The organism is Streptomyces sp. NPDC001903, from assembly GCF_042891345.1.
Lineage (GTDB): Bacteria > Actinomycetota > Actinomycetes > Streptomycetales > Streptomycetaceae > Streptomyces.
Genome location: NZ_JBIASZ010000002.1, coordinates 17,259 through 31,250, shown reverse-complemented (window position 1 = coordinate 31,250; position 13,992 = coordinate 17,259). Strand labels below are relative to the sequence as shown.

Sequence of the window (13,992 nt, the reverse complement as noted above, 5' to 3'; positions counted from 1 at the left end):
GCCGCACATGACCGCCGACCAGGCCGGACCCCGGGACACCGCACCCGGGCCCGCACAGACAGCCCCCGCACCCGTCGTGATCATCGGAGCCGGGCCGGTGGGCGTGACCGCCGCCCTCCTCCTCGCCCGGCGCGGTATCCGCACCGTCATCCTGGAACGCCACCAGGACGTCTACCCGCTCCCGCGTGCCGTCGCCACCGACGACGAGGTGCGCCGCATCCTCCAGGCTGCGGGCGTAGGCGAGGAGTTCGCCGCGATCGCCCGCCCCGCGAACGGACTTCGGCTGCTGGACGCCCGCCACCGGGTGATGGCCGAGTTCCGGCGCGCCGAGCACGGCCAACACGGCTACCCGCAGACCAGCATGTTCGACCAGCCCGAGCTGGAGCGACTGCTGCGCGACGCCCTCGCCCGCCGCCCGGAGTGCGAACTGCGGGGCGGTGTCGAGGTCACCGGCGTCGTCCCGGACCCGGCCGGCCCCGTGCACGTGACCTACCGCGACGACGACGGCGAGCATCATCTGTGGGCCGAGGCGGTCCTCGGCTGCGATGGCGCGGGCAGCCTCACCCGCGAAGCCATCGGTGCCACATGGGAGGACCTGCGGTTCGAGGAACGCTGGACCGTCATCGACGTCCGCACGAAGGCCGACGTCCGCTGCTGGGAAGGCGTCGACCAGGTCTGCGACCCGCACCGGCCGGCGACGTTCATGCGCGTCGGCGAGGACCGCTACCGCTGGGAGTTCCGGCTGCAAGACGGGCAGCAACCGGTCCGCGAACTGATCGCCCCGTGGCTGTCGCCCTCGTACGACGGGGACTTCGAAGTCGTACGGGAGACGCATTACACCTTCCGGGCGCGGGTGGCCAACCGGTGGCGCAGCGGACGGGTCTTCCTCCTCGGCGACGCCGCCCACCTCACCCCGCCGTTCATCGGGCAGGGACTCTGCTCGGGCCTGCGGGACGCCTACAACCTCACCTGGAAGCTCGCCCGAGTCCTCCAGCAGGGCGGCGACGAGCGGCTGCTGGACACCTACGAGAGCGAGCGCAAGCCGCACGCACGGCACGCGATCCGGCTCGCGGTCGCCATGGGCTGGGCCATGACCGGCGGCCAGGACGGCGCCGCCGCACTACGCCGCGGGATCCTGGCCGCGGCCTGCCGCATACCCGGCCTCACCGCGGCGGCGGGCCGCGACCTCAGCCCACCCCTGACCGCCGGGCCCCTAGTCCGGCGCCGTATACGCAGGAGCCTCGTGGGCACCCACTGCCCGCAACCATGGGTGGTGGGACTCGACGGCCGGCGCACCCGTCTCGATGAACTGCTCGGCGACACCTTCACCGTCCTGACCGCCGCCGAACCCTGGCCCACGCTGCGCGCCCGCGCCCACGGGCTCGGCGTCCCGGCGATCCCCGTGACCGACCTCCGTGACGACAGCACGCTCGCCGCCTGGCTGCGCGCCGGCCGGGCGGACGCCGTCCTGCTGCGCCCCGACCGCGTCGTCATGGACGTCGTCCCGGCCGGGAGGCACGACTTCACCGACACCGCCGCCTGGGCGTCTCTCCTGCACACCACGCGCAGCCCCGCCCCTTCCCCACGGACCGTAGAGAACAGCCTGCTGAGGAGCGCCACACGATGACCAGGCCGTACCCGGACCCCTTCACGACGCCCGATGCGCAGGCCGTCGCCCACAGCCGCATCATGGACTTCGCCCGCCACGCCGGGCTCGACGGGACCGACTACGCCGTCCTGCACCGCTGGTCGGTCACTGACCTGGAAGGCTTCTGGGGCGCGGTGTGGGAGTACTTCGACATCGACGCGGACAGCCCATACGACCAGGTGCTCGCGGAGGAGCGGATGCCGGGCGCCCGCTGGTTCCCCGGCGCCACCCTCAACTACACCCACCACGCCCTGCGCAACCTCACCGACGACACCGTGGCGATCATCGCCCTCGACGAGACCGGCTCCGGATACGAGGTGACCGGCGGTCGGCTGCGGGCACAGGTGGCCTCCGTTGCCGCTACCCTGCGCGACCTGGGCGTCGGTGGAGGGGACCGGGTCGTGGGCTACCTCCCCAACACCCCGCACGCGATCGTCGCCTTCCTCGCCGCCGCGAGCCTGGGCGCCGTGTGGTCGGTCTGCGGGCAGGACTACGCCCCCAAGGCCGCCGCCGACCGCTTCGCCCAGCTCGAACCCACCGTCCTGATCTCCGCCGACGGCTACCTCTTCAACGGCACGACCCACGACCGCCGCGCGGCCACCCTCGAACTCGCCGGTGAGCTGCCGACGCTGAAGGCCGCGCTGCTGGTGGACCACGTGGGCCTGCCGTGGCCGTCACACGCGTACCCGTCACTGGTGGTGCCGTGGGAGGACGCCGCCACCCGCACCGAGGAACTCATCTGCACGCCGGTGCCGTTCGACCACCCGCTGTGGGTCGTGTTCTCCTCGGGCACCACCGGCCTGCCCAAGGGCATCGTCCACGGCCACGGCGGCGTCCTGCTCGAACATCTCAAGACCCTCGGCCTCCACTCCGACCTCGGCCCCGGCGACCGCCTCCTGTGGTACACCACCACCCACTGGATGATGTGGAACCTTCTTGCCTCCACGCTGCTCACCGGCGCCACCACGTGCACCTACGACGGCAGCCCGGCACCCTTCGCCAAGCTCGACGTCCTGTGGGAGCTGGCCGCGCGCCACCGTGTGACCGTCTTCGGCACCAGCCCCCAGTACCTGCTGGGCATGGCCAAGTACGGCATCGACCCCTCGGCGCACGACCTGTCCTCGATCCGCATAGTCGGCTGCACCGGCTCCGCCCTGCCGGCCTCCGCCTACCCCTGGGTCCGCCACCACGTCGGCGACCACGTCCTGCTCGCCTCCGTCAGCGGCGGCACGGACGTCGTTTCCGGCTTCGCCGGCAGCTCACCCAACACCCCCGTCTGGGCAGGAGAGCTGTCAGCACCCCACCTCGGAGTGGCCCTGGCCGCGCACGACGCCGAGGGCCTCCCGATCGTGGACCAGGTCGGCGAGCTGGTCGTTACCCGCCCGATGCCGTCCATGCCGCTGTACTTCTGGAACGACCCCGACGGCACCCGCTACCGCGACGCCTACTTCTCCTCCCACCCCGGCATCTGGCGGCACGGCGACTGGATCACCATCACGGGACACGGCTCCGTAATCGTCCACGGCCGCTCCGACAGCACCCTGAACCGCAACGGCGTACGCCTGGGCAGCGCCGACATCCACGACGTCGTCGAACGCCTCCCCGAGATCGCCGAAGCCCTCGTCATCGGCGCGGAAGAGCCCGACGGCGGCTACTGGTGCCCCTGTTCGTGCTCCTCGCCGCCGACGCGACCCTGGACGACCAGCTCCGCGAGAAGATCAAGGAGGCGATCCGGACCGGCGCCTCACCCCGCCACGTCCCCGACGAGATCCTCGAGGTCCCCGGCATCCCGCACACCCGCACCGGCAAGAAACTCGAAGTCCCCGTCAAACGCCTCCTCCAGGGCGCCCCGGTCGAGCAGGTCGTCAACCCCGCAGCCGTGGACGCCCCCGACCTCATCGACTACTTCGCCCAGATGGGCGCCGAACGCCGGGGCCGGTCGACATGACGACCGCGCAGATCACCCTCGCCGTTGTCCTGACCCTGGTCTTCCTGCCACTGGGAGCGGCGAAGATCGCCGCGGTGCCGTTCATGCGCCAGGCGGCAGCACACCTCGGCATATGGCCGCCGCGATCGGGCTGGCGCTGCTGATGACCGCGGCAGCCGTGGCCCACCTGCGCCACGGCGACCCGCCCGCGCGGGCCCTGCCCGCCGCCGTCCTGGCCCTGACGGCGGTGGCGTACGCCGGGGTGACGATCGGTACCGGCTGACGGCCCACAGCGTGCGCCGTTTCGCGTGGGGCCCGTCGGTGGCAGAACTCGGCTCGAGTCCGACGGAAGCCGACAACCTGCGTTGCGGTAGGGGATCGTGCAGGTGTGCGGGCACTTCGACCAGCGGGACTCCTAGCGGGCCTTGCGGATCTCGTAGTCGGTGCGGCCGCACATGGTCAGCATCGCTTCCCGAGGGGTCACGCACCATGGCAGCCACAACCCTCGCCCACGGCATGGTCACGTTCTTCACAGACTGCGAATTCCCCCTCTTTCGTGCTCCTGGAAGAAGCCGATCTTCTTCGGCGAGTACGACACCAGGACGTTTCTGGTCTGCTGGCGGTACATGCGTCGCACCCCAGGTGACCAGCAGGAACAGGACTTGCCCTCAGGCATGCGTGGCGAGCTGGTCCGGAACTGGACCGGATCTTGGTCGGCGTCCGGGGGAGAGGTCCCGCGCCTGGATGCCGCCTGGCTGCCCGAGCCGTTCGCAGTGGCCGAACGGGTGCTGCTCTGGGCCGGGGCGCCGAGGCGAGTGGCGCGCCCCGGTCGTCCTGTCGACGTACGGCGCGTGAGGTACGAGCAGTCCACGAGGTCGGCGAAGCCGGCCAGGTCGGCCGGGGTCGGTTCGAGGTAGTACTCGACGAACCGCACGACGGCAGGTCGGGGGGCTGCCCGACGGCGGCCGGGCGGCTGCCGTGACCGAGTGAGTCGAGGTGGCCCCTCAGAGCGACCGGGTAGCGGCCTGAGGCTTCCGTGGGCCGCGGAACGGCAGCGTGGGACTGAGGACCAGGTTGGTGGTCGTGCTCCCGAACTGGGCCAGCGCGTCGACGATCTCCTCCAGCTGGGCCATCGACGTGGCTGCCACTTTCAGGACGTAGCAGTCCTCTCCAGTGGTACGCAGGCACTCCAGGATCTCCGAGCGCTCCGCGAGCAGTTGCCGCAAGGGCTCGTGCCGGGTTCCCGGATACTTCAGCCGAACCACTGCCAGCGCCATGTATCCGGTCCGCTCGAGGTCCACCTCCGCACGGTAACCCGTTATCACCCCGGCCGCCTCCAGCCGCCGCACCCGCTCCGTCGTCGCCGACGCGCTTAGGTTCACCCGCCTGGCCAGCTCTGTGAACGCGATCCTGGCGTCCCGCTGGAGCTCATCCAGGATCGCCCAGTCGGTCGCGTCAAGATTCTCGGTCATCCGCTCAGATTACCGGTGGATCCACTGGGCAACCGTGGCTGAACAGGCAGGAATCCCTTCTGCCCACGTCTGTTCCCTGACTAGCCTGGGTGTCGTGAAGATCGGAATCAACGTCCTCAATTTCGGCCCCGGCACCGACCCGGGAATTCTGCGGAGCTGGGCCCAGACCCTTGAGGGCCTGGGCTTCGACCTGCTGATGGTCTCGGACCACATCGCCATCACCCCCGACGTGGCCGAGCGCTATCCGGCACCCTTCTACGAGCCGTTCACCACCTTGTCCTGGCTCGCAGGTCTCACCACTCGGATCCGGCTCGGCACGACGGTCCTGATCGCTCCCTATCGGCACCCGCTGCTCACCGCCCGCATGGCGGCCAACCTGGACGAGTTGAGCGGCGGCCGGCTGGTCCTCGGCGTGGGGGTGGGCTGGGCGCGGCAGGAGTTCGCCGCCCTCGGGATCCCGTTCGAACGCCGGGGACGGCTGACCGACGATCACTTGCGGGACATCCGGGCGGCCTGGGCGAATACCGCTTCCTATGGGAGCGGACGGATCCCGGTGTGGGTCGGCGGCAACAGCGACGCGGGGCTGCGCCGTGCCGTGCGGCTCGGCGACGCATGGCATCCACTGCGCTGCACCCTGCCGTGGCTGCGCGAAGCTGCGGTCAGGCTGAAGGAGGCTGCGGACGAGCAGCATCTCCCCGTACCGGCGCTGGCCCCCCGGATCGCTCTCAAGCTCACCCAGGTGCCGGTCACCGGACCGCAACGGCTCGCAGGGGAGGGGACGATCGACCAGGTCATGGACGACCTCGACCAACTGCGGCTGCTGGGCGCCGAGATCGTCGTCCTCGACACCTACAGCGGCGACCCCCGCCAGACCTGCCGGCCACAGGAGGCTTGGCAGGCGCTCGCCACGGTGGCCGCCCACTTCTACTCTCCTCGCACTGGAACGGAACCGTCATGACCACTTCCGACGACCGCACCTTCCTCCGGCAGGCCATCGCTCTCGCGGCCAAGGCGCGCGAGGGCGGTGACCCGCCGTTCGGGTCGCTGTTGGTGGGGCCGGACGGGACGGTCCTGGCAGAGGCGCACAACACGACCCTCACCGACAGGGACATCACCGCGCACCCGGAGCTGAAGCTGGCGAGGTGGGCCGCGAGGGAGCTGGACGTGGCCACCGCGGCGGAAACCACGATGTACACCAGCTGCCAGCCGTGTCAGATGTGCGCAGCGGTCATCCAACAGGCGGCGCTGCGAAGGGTGGTGTTCGCCCTGTCCAACGAACAGCTCCTGGACATCAGGCCGGGCAGCGGGCGGCAGCCGGTGCCTCAGGACGGCCCGGCGTTGCTCGACGAGGTGCGGTCCGTGGTCGAGGGATACTACCGCTGAGCGTCTGCCATAGCCGCCATCCCCCGGTCCTGGTCGTCGCACGGCTGGTCCAGTACCAGCTGGTGGTCACCCGCGTCCGCCCCGTGTGGAACGCGCTGGCGAAGTCCACCCGGGGCCCGACGTCGCTGGCCCAGACCCTACGCACCCATCCGGCATGCCGGGCGCTCGGGCTCACCCGCCGACATCGCTCGTTTGCGCAGTGTGGACCACGCCGTCGGGGTCAAGTACGGCGTGGTCCACAGCGCGGATGATCCTGTCGCGTGCCGTCCCGTTTTCAGGTGCGACCACGATCTCGACCAGGAGCGAGCGGTCGCGGTGCTGTCCGCCGGACTGGAAGCAGCTGTAGACCTCATGACCGGTCCGGAGCCCGTTCACGATCTCGGGGTCTTCGACGACGATCTGCGGCCCGGGTCGGCGACGACGGTGACGCCGTTGTTGAACCACCGGAAGTCCTCGCCCGTCCCGGACCCCACGGTGTCGCCGATGGCGTTGTTCACGGCGGTCGAACCCGCGTGGTCCCGCACGTTCGACTCGAAGAGCTCCAGACGGAGGACCTTGTTGACCGAGGTGATGAAGCGGTAGCACTCTTCGAGACGCGCCAGGGCGCATGTAGCCGTCACCGAGGTACGTGCTCGTAGCCGTGTCGGAGATGACGAGCCGAGCTACGGTTTTGGCGCCGCGGGCGGTTCGTAGGGCCGGCCCGGCGCAAAACCCGTGCCAGAACGCGTACCACCTCCGTCGACCGGGAGGGAAGCATGACCATCAAGGACATCGGGCCCGAACTTCAGCGCTTCGACCTAGAGCCGGCTGACCCCCATGTCGATCCCGGTGGGCGAGGGCATCGGCCCGGAGGCGCACCCGGAGACCGACCTGGTCGCTGACCTGGGGCTCTGTTATGGAGCGGATGCCGGACCCGGATCGGCGTCCGGCATACGATCCGCTGGCCCGGTCCGGTCGGTCCCCGCGGTGACCGGGAGGTGCTGGGCGGCGATCGTGGGCGTCGCCGCCTCGGTCTGTATCCGCCCCGCACCACGTCCACCCGCTGCACCCCGCGCTCCGACCGGGCGGACCCGGCCCGGTCCCGGTCAGGGACGGGCCGGGCCGGTTCCCGCGAGCACCTCGGGGCGCAGCAGGGAGGTGAGCCGCTCGGCCGGCAGCAGCCCCCGTTCCAGGACCAGCTCGGCCACACCCCGACCGGTGGCCAGGGCCTCCTTGGCGATGTCGGTTGCGGCGGTGTATCCGATGTGCGGGTTCAGGGCGGTCACCAGGCCGATGGAGTTCTCGACGGTGGCGCGCAGCATCTCGGTGTTGGCGGTGATGCCGCTCACGCAGCGTTCCGCGAGGGTGAGGCAGGCCGCGCGCAGGTGGGTGACGGACTTGGACAGCGAGTGCAGGATGACCGGCTCGAAGGCGTTGAGCTGGAGCTGTCCGGCTTCGGCGGCCATGGTGATCGTGATGTCGTTGCCGATGACCTCGAAGGCGACCTGGTTGACGACCTCGGGGATCACGGGGTTGACCTTGCCGGGCATGATGCTGGAACCGGCCTGGACCGGGGGCAGGTTGATCTCGCCGAGTCCGGCGCGGGGCCCGGAGGACAGCAGACGCAGGTCGTTGCAGGTCTTGGACAGCTTGACGGCGACGCGCTTGAGGACGCCGGACATCTGGACGAAGGCGCCGCAGTCCTGGGTGGCTTCGACCAGGTCGGGAGCGGTGACCAGGGGCAGGCCGGTGATGTCGGCGAGGTGGCGGCGGGCGGCCTCGGCGTATCCGGCGGGGGCGTTGAGGCCGGTGCCGATGGCGGTGGCGCCGAGGTTGATCTCGTGGATGAGTCCGAGGGCTTCCGCGAGTCGGCTGCGGTCCTCGTCCAGCATGACGGCGAAGGCGGAGAACTCCTGTCCGAGCGTCATCGGCACGGCGTCCTGGAGCTGGGTGCGGCCCATCTTCAGGACATCGTGGAACTCGGCGGCCTTGCGGGCGAAGGCGTTCTGCAGGACGGCCATGGCGTCGAGGAGGCCGCGCACGGCGAAGACGGTCGCGATCCGCACGGCGGTGGGGTAGACGTCGTTGGTGGACTGGCCGAGGTTGACGTCTTCGTTGGGGTGCAGCTGTCCGTACTCGCCCCTGGAGTGGCCCAGCAACTCCAGCGCCCGGTTGGCGATGACCTCGTTGGCGTTCATGTTGGTCGAGGTGCCCGCGCCGCCCTGGATGACGTCGACGACGAACTGGTCGTGGAGCTCGCCGCCGCGGATCTCGCGGCAGGCCGCGACGATGACGGCCGCCTTCGCGGGCTCCAGCAGGCCGAGTTCCCCGTTGGCGAGGGCCGCGGCCTCTTTGACGGCGGCGAGGGCGTCGATCAGGTGCGGGTAGGTGGAGATCGGCGTGCCGGTGATGGGGAAGTTCTCGGTGGCGCGCAGGGTGTGGACGCCCCAGTAGGCGCCGGAGGGGACGTCGCGGTCTCCGAGCAGGTCGTGTTCTGTGCGGCTGGAGGCGGTCAAGGCGGTCAAGGTGGTCACGGGTGTGCGGATCCTCTTCCTGAGGTGGGCGGATCAAGGGGGGATGGGGGCAGGCGGGTGTCAGGCGCTTGCGGTGACGGGGGCACGGGGCGGTTCCAGGGCCGCCACCGGCCGGATGCCGCCGACGGTCCGGCCGCCACCGGTCACGGGCTCGCCCGTGAACCCGGCGAGTAGCCGGGGCTCGACTCCCGCACGTGCGAGGGCGGCGGCCGTCACGGCCGTACGCGCGCGGTCGGCCCCGTCGGCGACCTTCACGGCGACGGCCCGGCCGTCGGGCGGCGCGGCCAGCTGGACGCCCTCGAAGCCGTCCTTGGCCGGCAGCCCGGGCACCGCGCGCATCAGTGCGGCGGTGTCCCGCCCGGTACCGGAGGCCATCTCCGGGTGGAGGCGCAGTGCGTTCGCCACGCGGTGCTCGGCGGTGTCCGGGGCGGCCGTGGCGATGCGTGCGGCGGCGCGCGCCACGCCGTGCAGCAACACCGCGAACAGCGGGGAACCGCAGCCTTCGACGGTGACGTTCGCGATGTGCCGGCCGGTGAGCTCCTCGACGACCTCGGCGATCGCCCTCTGGAGCGGGTGGTCCGCGTCGAGGTAGCTCTCCGGGGGCCGCCCGGACAGCTTGCACAGGTACAGCATCGCCGCGTGCTTGCCGGAACAGTTCTGGGCGAGCCGGGACGGCCCGCGGCCCTCGCGCAGCCAGGCGTCCCGGACGGCCGGGCCGTAGGGCAGGTCGGGGACGTTGCGCAGGTCGGCCTCGGTGAGACCGGCCAGCTCCAGGACCAGCCGGACACCCGCGAGGAAACTGCTGCGCATCACTGCCCCGTTCTGTGGTGGGTCGCTGCTGCCCGGGGGTGGCGACCGCCACCCCCGGGCGCGGGCGGACGGGCCGGCGTCCGGCTCAGCTGTCGCTCCGGGCGGCGGTGCGCGCCACGCGGCCGCGGACCGCGTACCAGCCGGCGGCCAGCGCCGCGGCGATGAGCGGTACGCACAGCACGGTGGTGCGCCCCGCGCCTCCGTCGGCGTACATGAGGACCAGGACGGAGGCGAGGAAGGCCAGCGTCACGAGTTCGGTCCAGGGGGAGCCGGGCAGGCGGTAGGAGGGGCGGGTGAGTTCGCCGTTGCGGGTCTTCCGCCAGAAGAGGAGGTGGCAGACCATGATCATGCCCCAGGTGGCGAGGATGCCGATCGCGGCGAGGTTGAGAACGATCTCGAACGCGTCCGCGGGGACCACGAAGTTGAGCCCGACGCCCAGGACGCACATGCCGCTGGTGAGGAGGATGCCGCCGTAGGGGACCTGGGTCCGGCTGAGCCGTGCGGTGAACTGCGGGGCGGAGCCGTTGACGGCCATCGAGCGAAGGATGCGGCCGGTGGAGTAGAGGCCGGAGTTGAGTGAGGACATGGCCGCGGTGAGCACGACCAGGTTCATCACGTCGGCGGCCGCCGGGATGCCGATGTGGGAGAGCACGGTCACGAACGGGCTCTGGCCCGCGCTGTAGCTGCTCCAGGGCATCAGCATCGACAGTAGGACGACCGAGCCGACGTAGAAGAGGCCCACGCGCCACATGATCGAGTTGATCGCCTTCGGCATGATCTCCTCGGGCTTCTCGGTCTCGCCGGCCGTGACGCCGACCAGTTCGACGGAGGCGTAGGCGAAGACGACGCCCTGGATGATCAGCAGCATGGGGAGCAGGCCGTGGGGGAAGATCCCGCCGTTGTCGGTGATCAGGGCAGGGCCGGGGACGGTGCCGTCGACGGGGTGCCGGGTCGCGAGGAGGAAGATCGCGATCCCCATGAAGACGACCAGGGCTCCGACCTTGACGATGGCGAACCAGAACTCCAGTTCGCCGAAGATCCGCACCGAGATGAGGTTCACGGTGAGGACCACGGCCAGGGCTATGAGGGCGATCACCCACTGGGGGACATCGGAGAACAGGTGCCAGTAGTGGGTGTACGTGGCGACGGCGGTGATGTCGGCGATGCCGGTGGTCGCCCAGTTGAGGAAGTACATCCAGCCCGCGGTGTACGCGCCCTTCTCCCCGAGGAACTCTCGGGCGTACGAGACGAAGGCGCCGGAGGACGGCCGGTACAGGACCAGCTCGCCGAGCGCGCGCACGACGAGGAAGGCGAAGATCCCGCAGATGGCGTAGGCGACGAACAGAGAGGGCCCGGCGTCGGCGAGGCGTCCGCCCGCGCCGAGGAAGAGCCCGGTACCGATCGCGCCGCCGATGGCGATCATGTTGACGTGGCGGGGTTTCAAGGACTTGCTGTAGCCGGTGTCACCGGCGTCGACGTGACGGGTCGTGGGGCGCTTCTCGTCTTTGAGGAACTGCTCGCTCACGCCTCGGGTCTGCCTTCCGTAGGGGCGGTGGTGCGCTGGGGGCGCACGATGTCGGTGAGGGTCGTCTCGACCCGTCGCAGGTGGTGGGACATGGCCTCCACCGCGTCGTGCTCGCTGCCGTCGACCAGCGCCTCAACGATGGCCCGGTGCTCGCAGTTGGACTGCTCGCGCCGACCGCCCAGTTCGTTGAGGAAGGTCGACTGACGGGCCAGTGCGTCGCGGATCTCCTCGATGACGCGGCGGAAGACGGGGTTGCGGGAGGCCTCGGCCACAGCCAGGTGGAACACCGTGTCCATGGCCACCCACGCGGTGGTGTCGGTCTCCTGCTCCATCCGGTCCAGCAGATGGCCCAGGTGGTCCAGGTCCTCGGGGGTGCGGCGCAGCGCGGCGTACCCGGCGACCGGGATCTCGACGTGCCGGCGCACTTCCAGCAGGTCGCTGGCGGCGTAGTCGCCGAAGGTGGGCTCCTCGACCGTGTTCGCCAGGACGAACGTGCCCTTGCCGCTCTTGGACACGGTCAACCCCATGGCCTGCAGGGCCCGGAGCGCCTCCCGTAGTACGGGCCGGCTGACCTCCAGGGTGCGGCACAACTCGGCTTCGGAGGGGAGCTTGTCGCCCACGGCGTACTCACCGCGCTCGATGGCGCTGCGCAGGTGGCCGAAGACCGCTTCCATGGCACTGACGCGCCGCGGAAGGGGGCCACCTGTCTGGCTGTCTGACAGGTTCACGCTGTGATCTTGGGGGGTCCGCCCCGGGGTGTCAAGGCACCTGTGCCGGGAAAGTCCGGCCCGGCACGCTTCGCACCGTGCGCGTGTTCCGTCCGGCAGTCCGGGCAGGAGCGGTACCTCCGACGGAGCTCGCGGCAGCCACCAGGGCCCGCACGACCGGCGCGTCGTCGCCCATCTCCGGGTGCCACTGGACGCCCACGGCGAAGCGGTGCCGGGTGCTCTCGATCGCCTCGACGGTGCCGTCCGCCGCACGGGCGGCGACGACCAGTCCCGCGCCGAGGCGGTCCACCGCCTGATGATGGTGCGTGGCGACGTGGTGCGTCCCCGGGAGCAGGGCGCCGACCCGTGTCCCGGGTACGGTGGTCACGGCGTGGGAGCAGAAGTGGCCCTGGTAGGGGTTGTGGCCGTCGTGGCCCACCCGGTCGGGCAGGTGCTGGATCAGGGTGCCGCCCTCGTGTACGTTCATCAGCTGCATCCCCCGGCACACCCCGAGCACGGGTGTGTCGCGGGCGAGGCCGGCGGCCAGTACGGCCCGCTCCCATGCGTCGCGCTCGCGCACCGGTGGCCCGGTACGCGGATGGGGCACGGCCCCGTACAGGGCGGGATCCAGATCCTCGCCTCCCGCCAGGAGGATCGCGTCCAGACGTTCGACCACGTCGGCCGCGGCTTCCGGCGCGTCCGGTGGCAGCAGTACGGCGCGGCCGCCGACCGCCCGGACGCAGTCCGCGTAGGCCGCGGGCAGCACTGCGGCAGGCAGGTCCCACTCACCCCACTGCGCGTGGGCGAGGTAGGTGGTGAGTCCGATGAGCGGTGGCTTGGGCATACCACTTCCTTTCGGGGCATGAGGGGTGGCCGTCGACAGCCGCAGCCGAACCGCCCGCAGCCGCCACGGCAGGCGGCGGCGGGTGGCGAGGTGGTACGGGCGGAGGCCACCGTGACGGCGGGGGAGGGGTGTTCGCGGTCCAGGAGCGCAGGCTTGCGTTTTCTTGCCGCGAGCAAGAATCCTGCTGGCGTTCATCTCCAATCACAAGAAAACACATCTTCGCGACAGATAAGTGAGCCTTAACTCCGTGCACGGACTCGACCCCCGCCTGCTCGCCACCCTCGAAGCCGTCGTGCGGCACGGCTCCTTCAGCGCCGCCGCACGCGAACTCGGCTACAGCGCGCCCGCCGTCTCCCAGCAGATCGCCGAACTCGAACGCCGCGCCGGCCTCAGGGTGCTGGAGCGGCGACCCGTTCGCGTCACACCGGCCGGCGAAGTCCTCCTCGGCGCGGAGCAGGGCGTCCGCAGCACGCTGGCGGCGGCGTCGGTCGAACTCGGCGCCATGCGCGCCGGGACGGCCGGACGGATCCGGCTCGGCGCCTTCGCCTCGGCCGCCACCGGCATCGTTCCGCAGGCGCTGGCCCGACTCCACGCGGCCTACCCCCACGTGCAGGTCAGCCTCAGCCAGCTGGAGCCCGAAGCCGGCTACAACCGGCTCAAGCGGGGGGACATGGACCTGGCGCTCAGCTACGACTACGACTTCATCCCCGTCCCGCCGCCGCGGATGCTGCGCCGGACGCTGGTCGCACGGGATCCGGTGGTGGCCGTCGTCCCGGCGCGCCACCGCCTGGCCGACCGGGAGGTCATCGACCTGGCCAGCCTCGCCTCCGAGACGTGGATCGCCGCTCCGGAGGCCGCGCTGCGCCTGGAACTGCTCTCGCAGATGGCCAACACGCCCGGCTTCCAGGCCTGTCTGCAATACGAGGGGGACGACTTCAACACCGTGCTGGGGTTCGTGGCCGCGGGCCTGTGCGTGGCCGTCATGCCGCGACTCGCCCTGCCCCGCACGCACACCCAGGTGGTGGCCCGCCCCTTGGCCGAGCCGCAGCTGACGCGCTTCATCTACGCCGTCCGCATCGACACCCGGCACGCCCCGCGCGTCGTCCTGGACCTGGAGGAGATGCTCGCCGCCCAGGCGTTGGCCGCGCTCGCGTAAGGCGCAC

The 13,992-nt window shown here is 71.0% G+C and carries 12 protein-coding genes and 2 pseudogenes; 7 read left to right on the top strand and 7 right to left on the bottom strand.

The genetic code is table 11. The annotated features are described in order from the left end of the window. The first annotated feature begins 7 nt into the window (after positions 1-7). From ACFYZS_RS03650 to ACFYZS_RS03635, 4 genes and pseudogenes are all read left to right on the top strand, one after another. On the top strand, positions 8-1,627 hold the full coding sequence (locus ACFYZS_RS03650) for a bifunctional 3-(3-hydroxy-phenyl)propionate/3-hydroxycinnamic acid hydroxylase (protein WP_389006372.1): 1,620 nt from the start codon (positions 8-10) through the stop codon (positions 1,625-1,627). After that, a pseudogene (locus ACFYZS_RS03645) lies at positions 1,624-3,596 on the top strand (acetoacetate--CoA ligase). Before ACFYZS_RS03650 ends, ACFYZS_RS03645 begins: the two are co-directional and overlap by 4 nt. Continuing rightward, the gene (locus tag ACFYZS_RS03640) at positions 3,593-3,739 is read left to right on the top strand and encodes a hypothetical protein (protein ID WP_389006370.1); all 147 of its coding nucleotides are present in this window, start codon (positions 3,593-3,595) and stop codon (positions 3,737-3,739) included. Before ACFYZS_RS03645 ends, ACFYZS_RS03640 begins: the two are co-directional and overlap by 4 nt. After that, positions 3,709-3,858: a DoxX family protein gene (locus ACFYZS_RS03635; protein WP_389006368.1), complete on the top strand. Its 150-nt coding sequence runs from the start codon at positions 3,709-3,711 to the stop codon at positions 3,856-3,858. Before ACFYZS_RS03640 ends, ACFYZS_RS03635 begins: the two co-directional genes overlap by 31 nt. A 721-nt stretch (positions 3,859-4,579) precedes the next feature. Here the strand turns inward: ACFYZS_RS03635 and ACFYZS_RS03630 are convergent. Continuing rightward, positions 4,580-5,047: an Lrp/AsnC family transcriptional regulator gene (locus ACFYZS_RS03630; protein ID WP_389006366.1), complete on the bottom strand. Its 468-nt coding sequence runs from the start codon at positions 5,045-5,047 to the stop codon at positions 4,580-4,582. 94 nt (positions 5,048-5,141) lie between these two features. Here ACFYZS_RS03630 and ACFYZS_RS03625 point away from each other — a divergent pair, with 94 nt between their 5' ends. Then, positions 5,142-6,005 (top strand): TIGR03619 family F420-dependent LLM class oxidoreductase, encoded by an 864-nt coding sequence (locus tag ACFYZS_RS03625; RefSeq protein ID WP_389006364.1) that lies wholly within the window; start codon positions 5,142-5,144, stop codon positions 6,003-6,005. Beyond that, on the top strand, positions 6,002-6,430 hold the full coding sequence (locus tag ACFYZS_RS03620) for a nucleoside deaminase (RefSeq protein ID WP_389006362.1): 429 nt from the start codon (positions 6,002-6,004) through the stop codon (positions 6,428-6,430). Before ACFYZS_RS03625 ends, ACFYZS_RS03620 begins: the two co-directional genes overlap by 4 nt. 371 nt (positions 6,431-6,801) lie before the next feature. On the opposite strand, the gene ACFYZS_RS03615 is transcribed toward ACFYZS_RS03620, so the two are convergent. The 6 genes and pseudogenes from ACFYZS_RS03615 to ACFYZS_RS03590 form a co-directional block, all read right to left on the bottom strand. Continuing rightward, the gene (locus tag ACFYZS_RS03615) at positions 6,802-7,050 is read right to left on the bottom strand and encodes an AIPR family protein (protein WP_389006360.1); all 249 of its coding nucleotides are present in this window, start codon (positions 7,048-7,050) and stop codon (positions 6,802-6,804) included. Positions 7,051-7,515: 465 nt separating this feature from the next. Next, positions 7,516-8,925, bottom strand: a complete 1,410-nt coding sequence (gene aspA, locus ACFYZS_RS03610) for an aspartate ammonia-lyase (protein WP_389007528.1) — start codon at positions 8,923-8,925, stop codon at positions 7,516-7,518. A gap of 78 nt (positions 8,926-9,003) precedes the next feature. After that, positions 9,004-9,738 (bottom strand): annotated as a pseudogene (locus ACFYZS_RS03605) (asparaginase); the annotation flags it as partial. A 100-nt stretch (positions 9,739-9,838) separates the two neighbouring features. Continuing rightward, on the bottom strand, positions 9,839-11,278 hold the full coding sequence (locus tag ACFYZS_RS03600; RefSeq protein WP_389006358.1) for an amino acid permease: 1,440 nt from the start codon (positions 11,276-11,278) through the stop codon (positions 9,839-9,841). Beyond that, complete coding sequence (locus ACFYZS_RS03595) at positions 11,275-11,952, bottom strand: FadR/GntR family transcriptional regulator (RefSeq protein ID WP_389007527.1); 678 nt, start codon at positions 11,950-11,952, stop codon at positions 11,275-11,277. Before ACFYZS_RS03595 ends, ACFYZS_RS03600 begins: the two co-directional genes overlap by 4 nt. 85 nt (positions 11,953-12,037) lie before the next feature. Then, on the bottom strand, positions 12,038-12,829 hold the full coding sequence (locus ACFYZS_RS03590) for a gamma-glutamyl-gamma-aminobutyrate hydrolase family protein (protein WP_389006356.1): 792 nt from the start codon (positions 12,827-12,829) through the stop codon (positions 12,038-12,040). Positions 12,830-13,076: 247 nt separating this feature from the next. On the opposite strand from ACFYZS_RS03590, the gene ACFYZS_RS03585 reads away from it, so the two are divergent. Next, complete coding sequence (locus tag ACFYZS_RS03585; protein WP_389006354.1) at positions 13,077-13,985, top strand: LysR family transcriptional regulator; 909 nt, start codon at positions 13,077-13,079, stop codon at positions 13,983-13,985. Positions 13,986-13,992 lie beyond the last annotated feature (7 nt).

What these genes read in the sequence shown, in the direction of transcription:
- ACFYZS_RS03635 (WP_389006368.1), top strand. Translation starts at nt 3,709, where the DNA reads ATGGCCGCCGCGATCGGGCTGGCGCTGCTGATGACCGCGGCAGCCGTG.
- ACFYZS_RS03620 (WP_389006362.1), top strand. Translation starts at nt 6,002, where the DNA reads ATGACCACTTCCGACGACCGCACCTTCCTCCGGCAGGCCATCGCTCTC.
- ACFYZS_RS03640 (WP_389006370.1), top strand. Translation starts at nt 3,593, where the DNA reads ATGACGACCGCGCAGATCACCCTCGCCGTTGTCCTGACCCTGGTCTTC.
- ACFYZS_RS03590 (WP_389006356.1), bottom strand. Translation starts at nt 12,829, where the DNA reads ATGCCCAAGCCACCGCTCATCGGACTCACCACCTACCTCGCCCACGCG.
- ACFYZS_RS03630 (WP_389006366.1), bottom strand. Translation starts at nt 5,047, where the DNA reads ATGACCGAGAATCTTGACGCGACCGACTGGGCGATCCTGGATGAGCTC.
- ACFYZS_RS03650 (WP_389006372.1), top strand. Translation starts at nt 8, where the DNA reads ATGACCGCCGACCAGGCCGGACCCCGGGACACCGCACCCGGGCCCGCA.
- ACFYZS_RS03595 (WP_389007527.1), bottom strand. Translation starts at nt 11,952, where the DNA reads ATGGAAGCGGTCTTCGGCCACCTGCGCAGCGCCATCGAGCGCGGTGAG.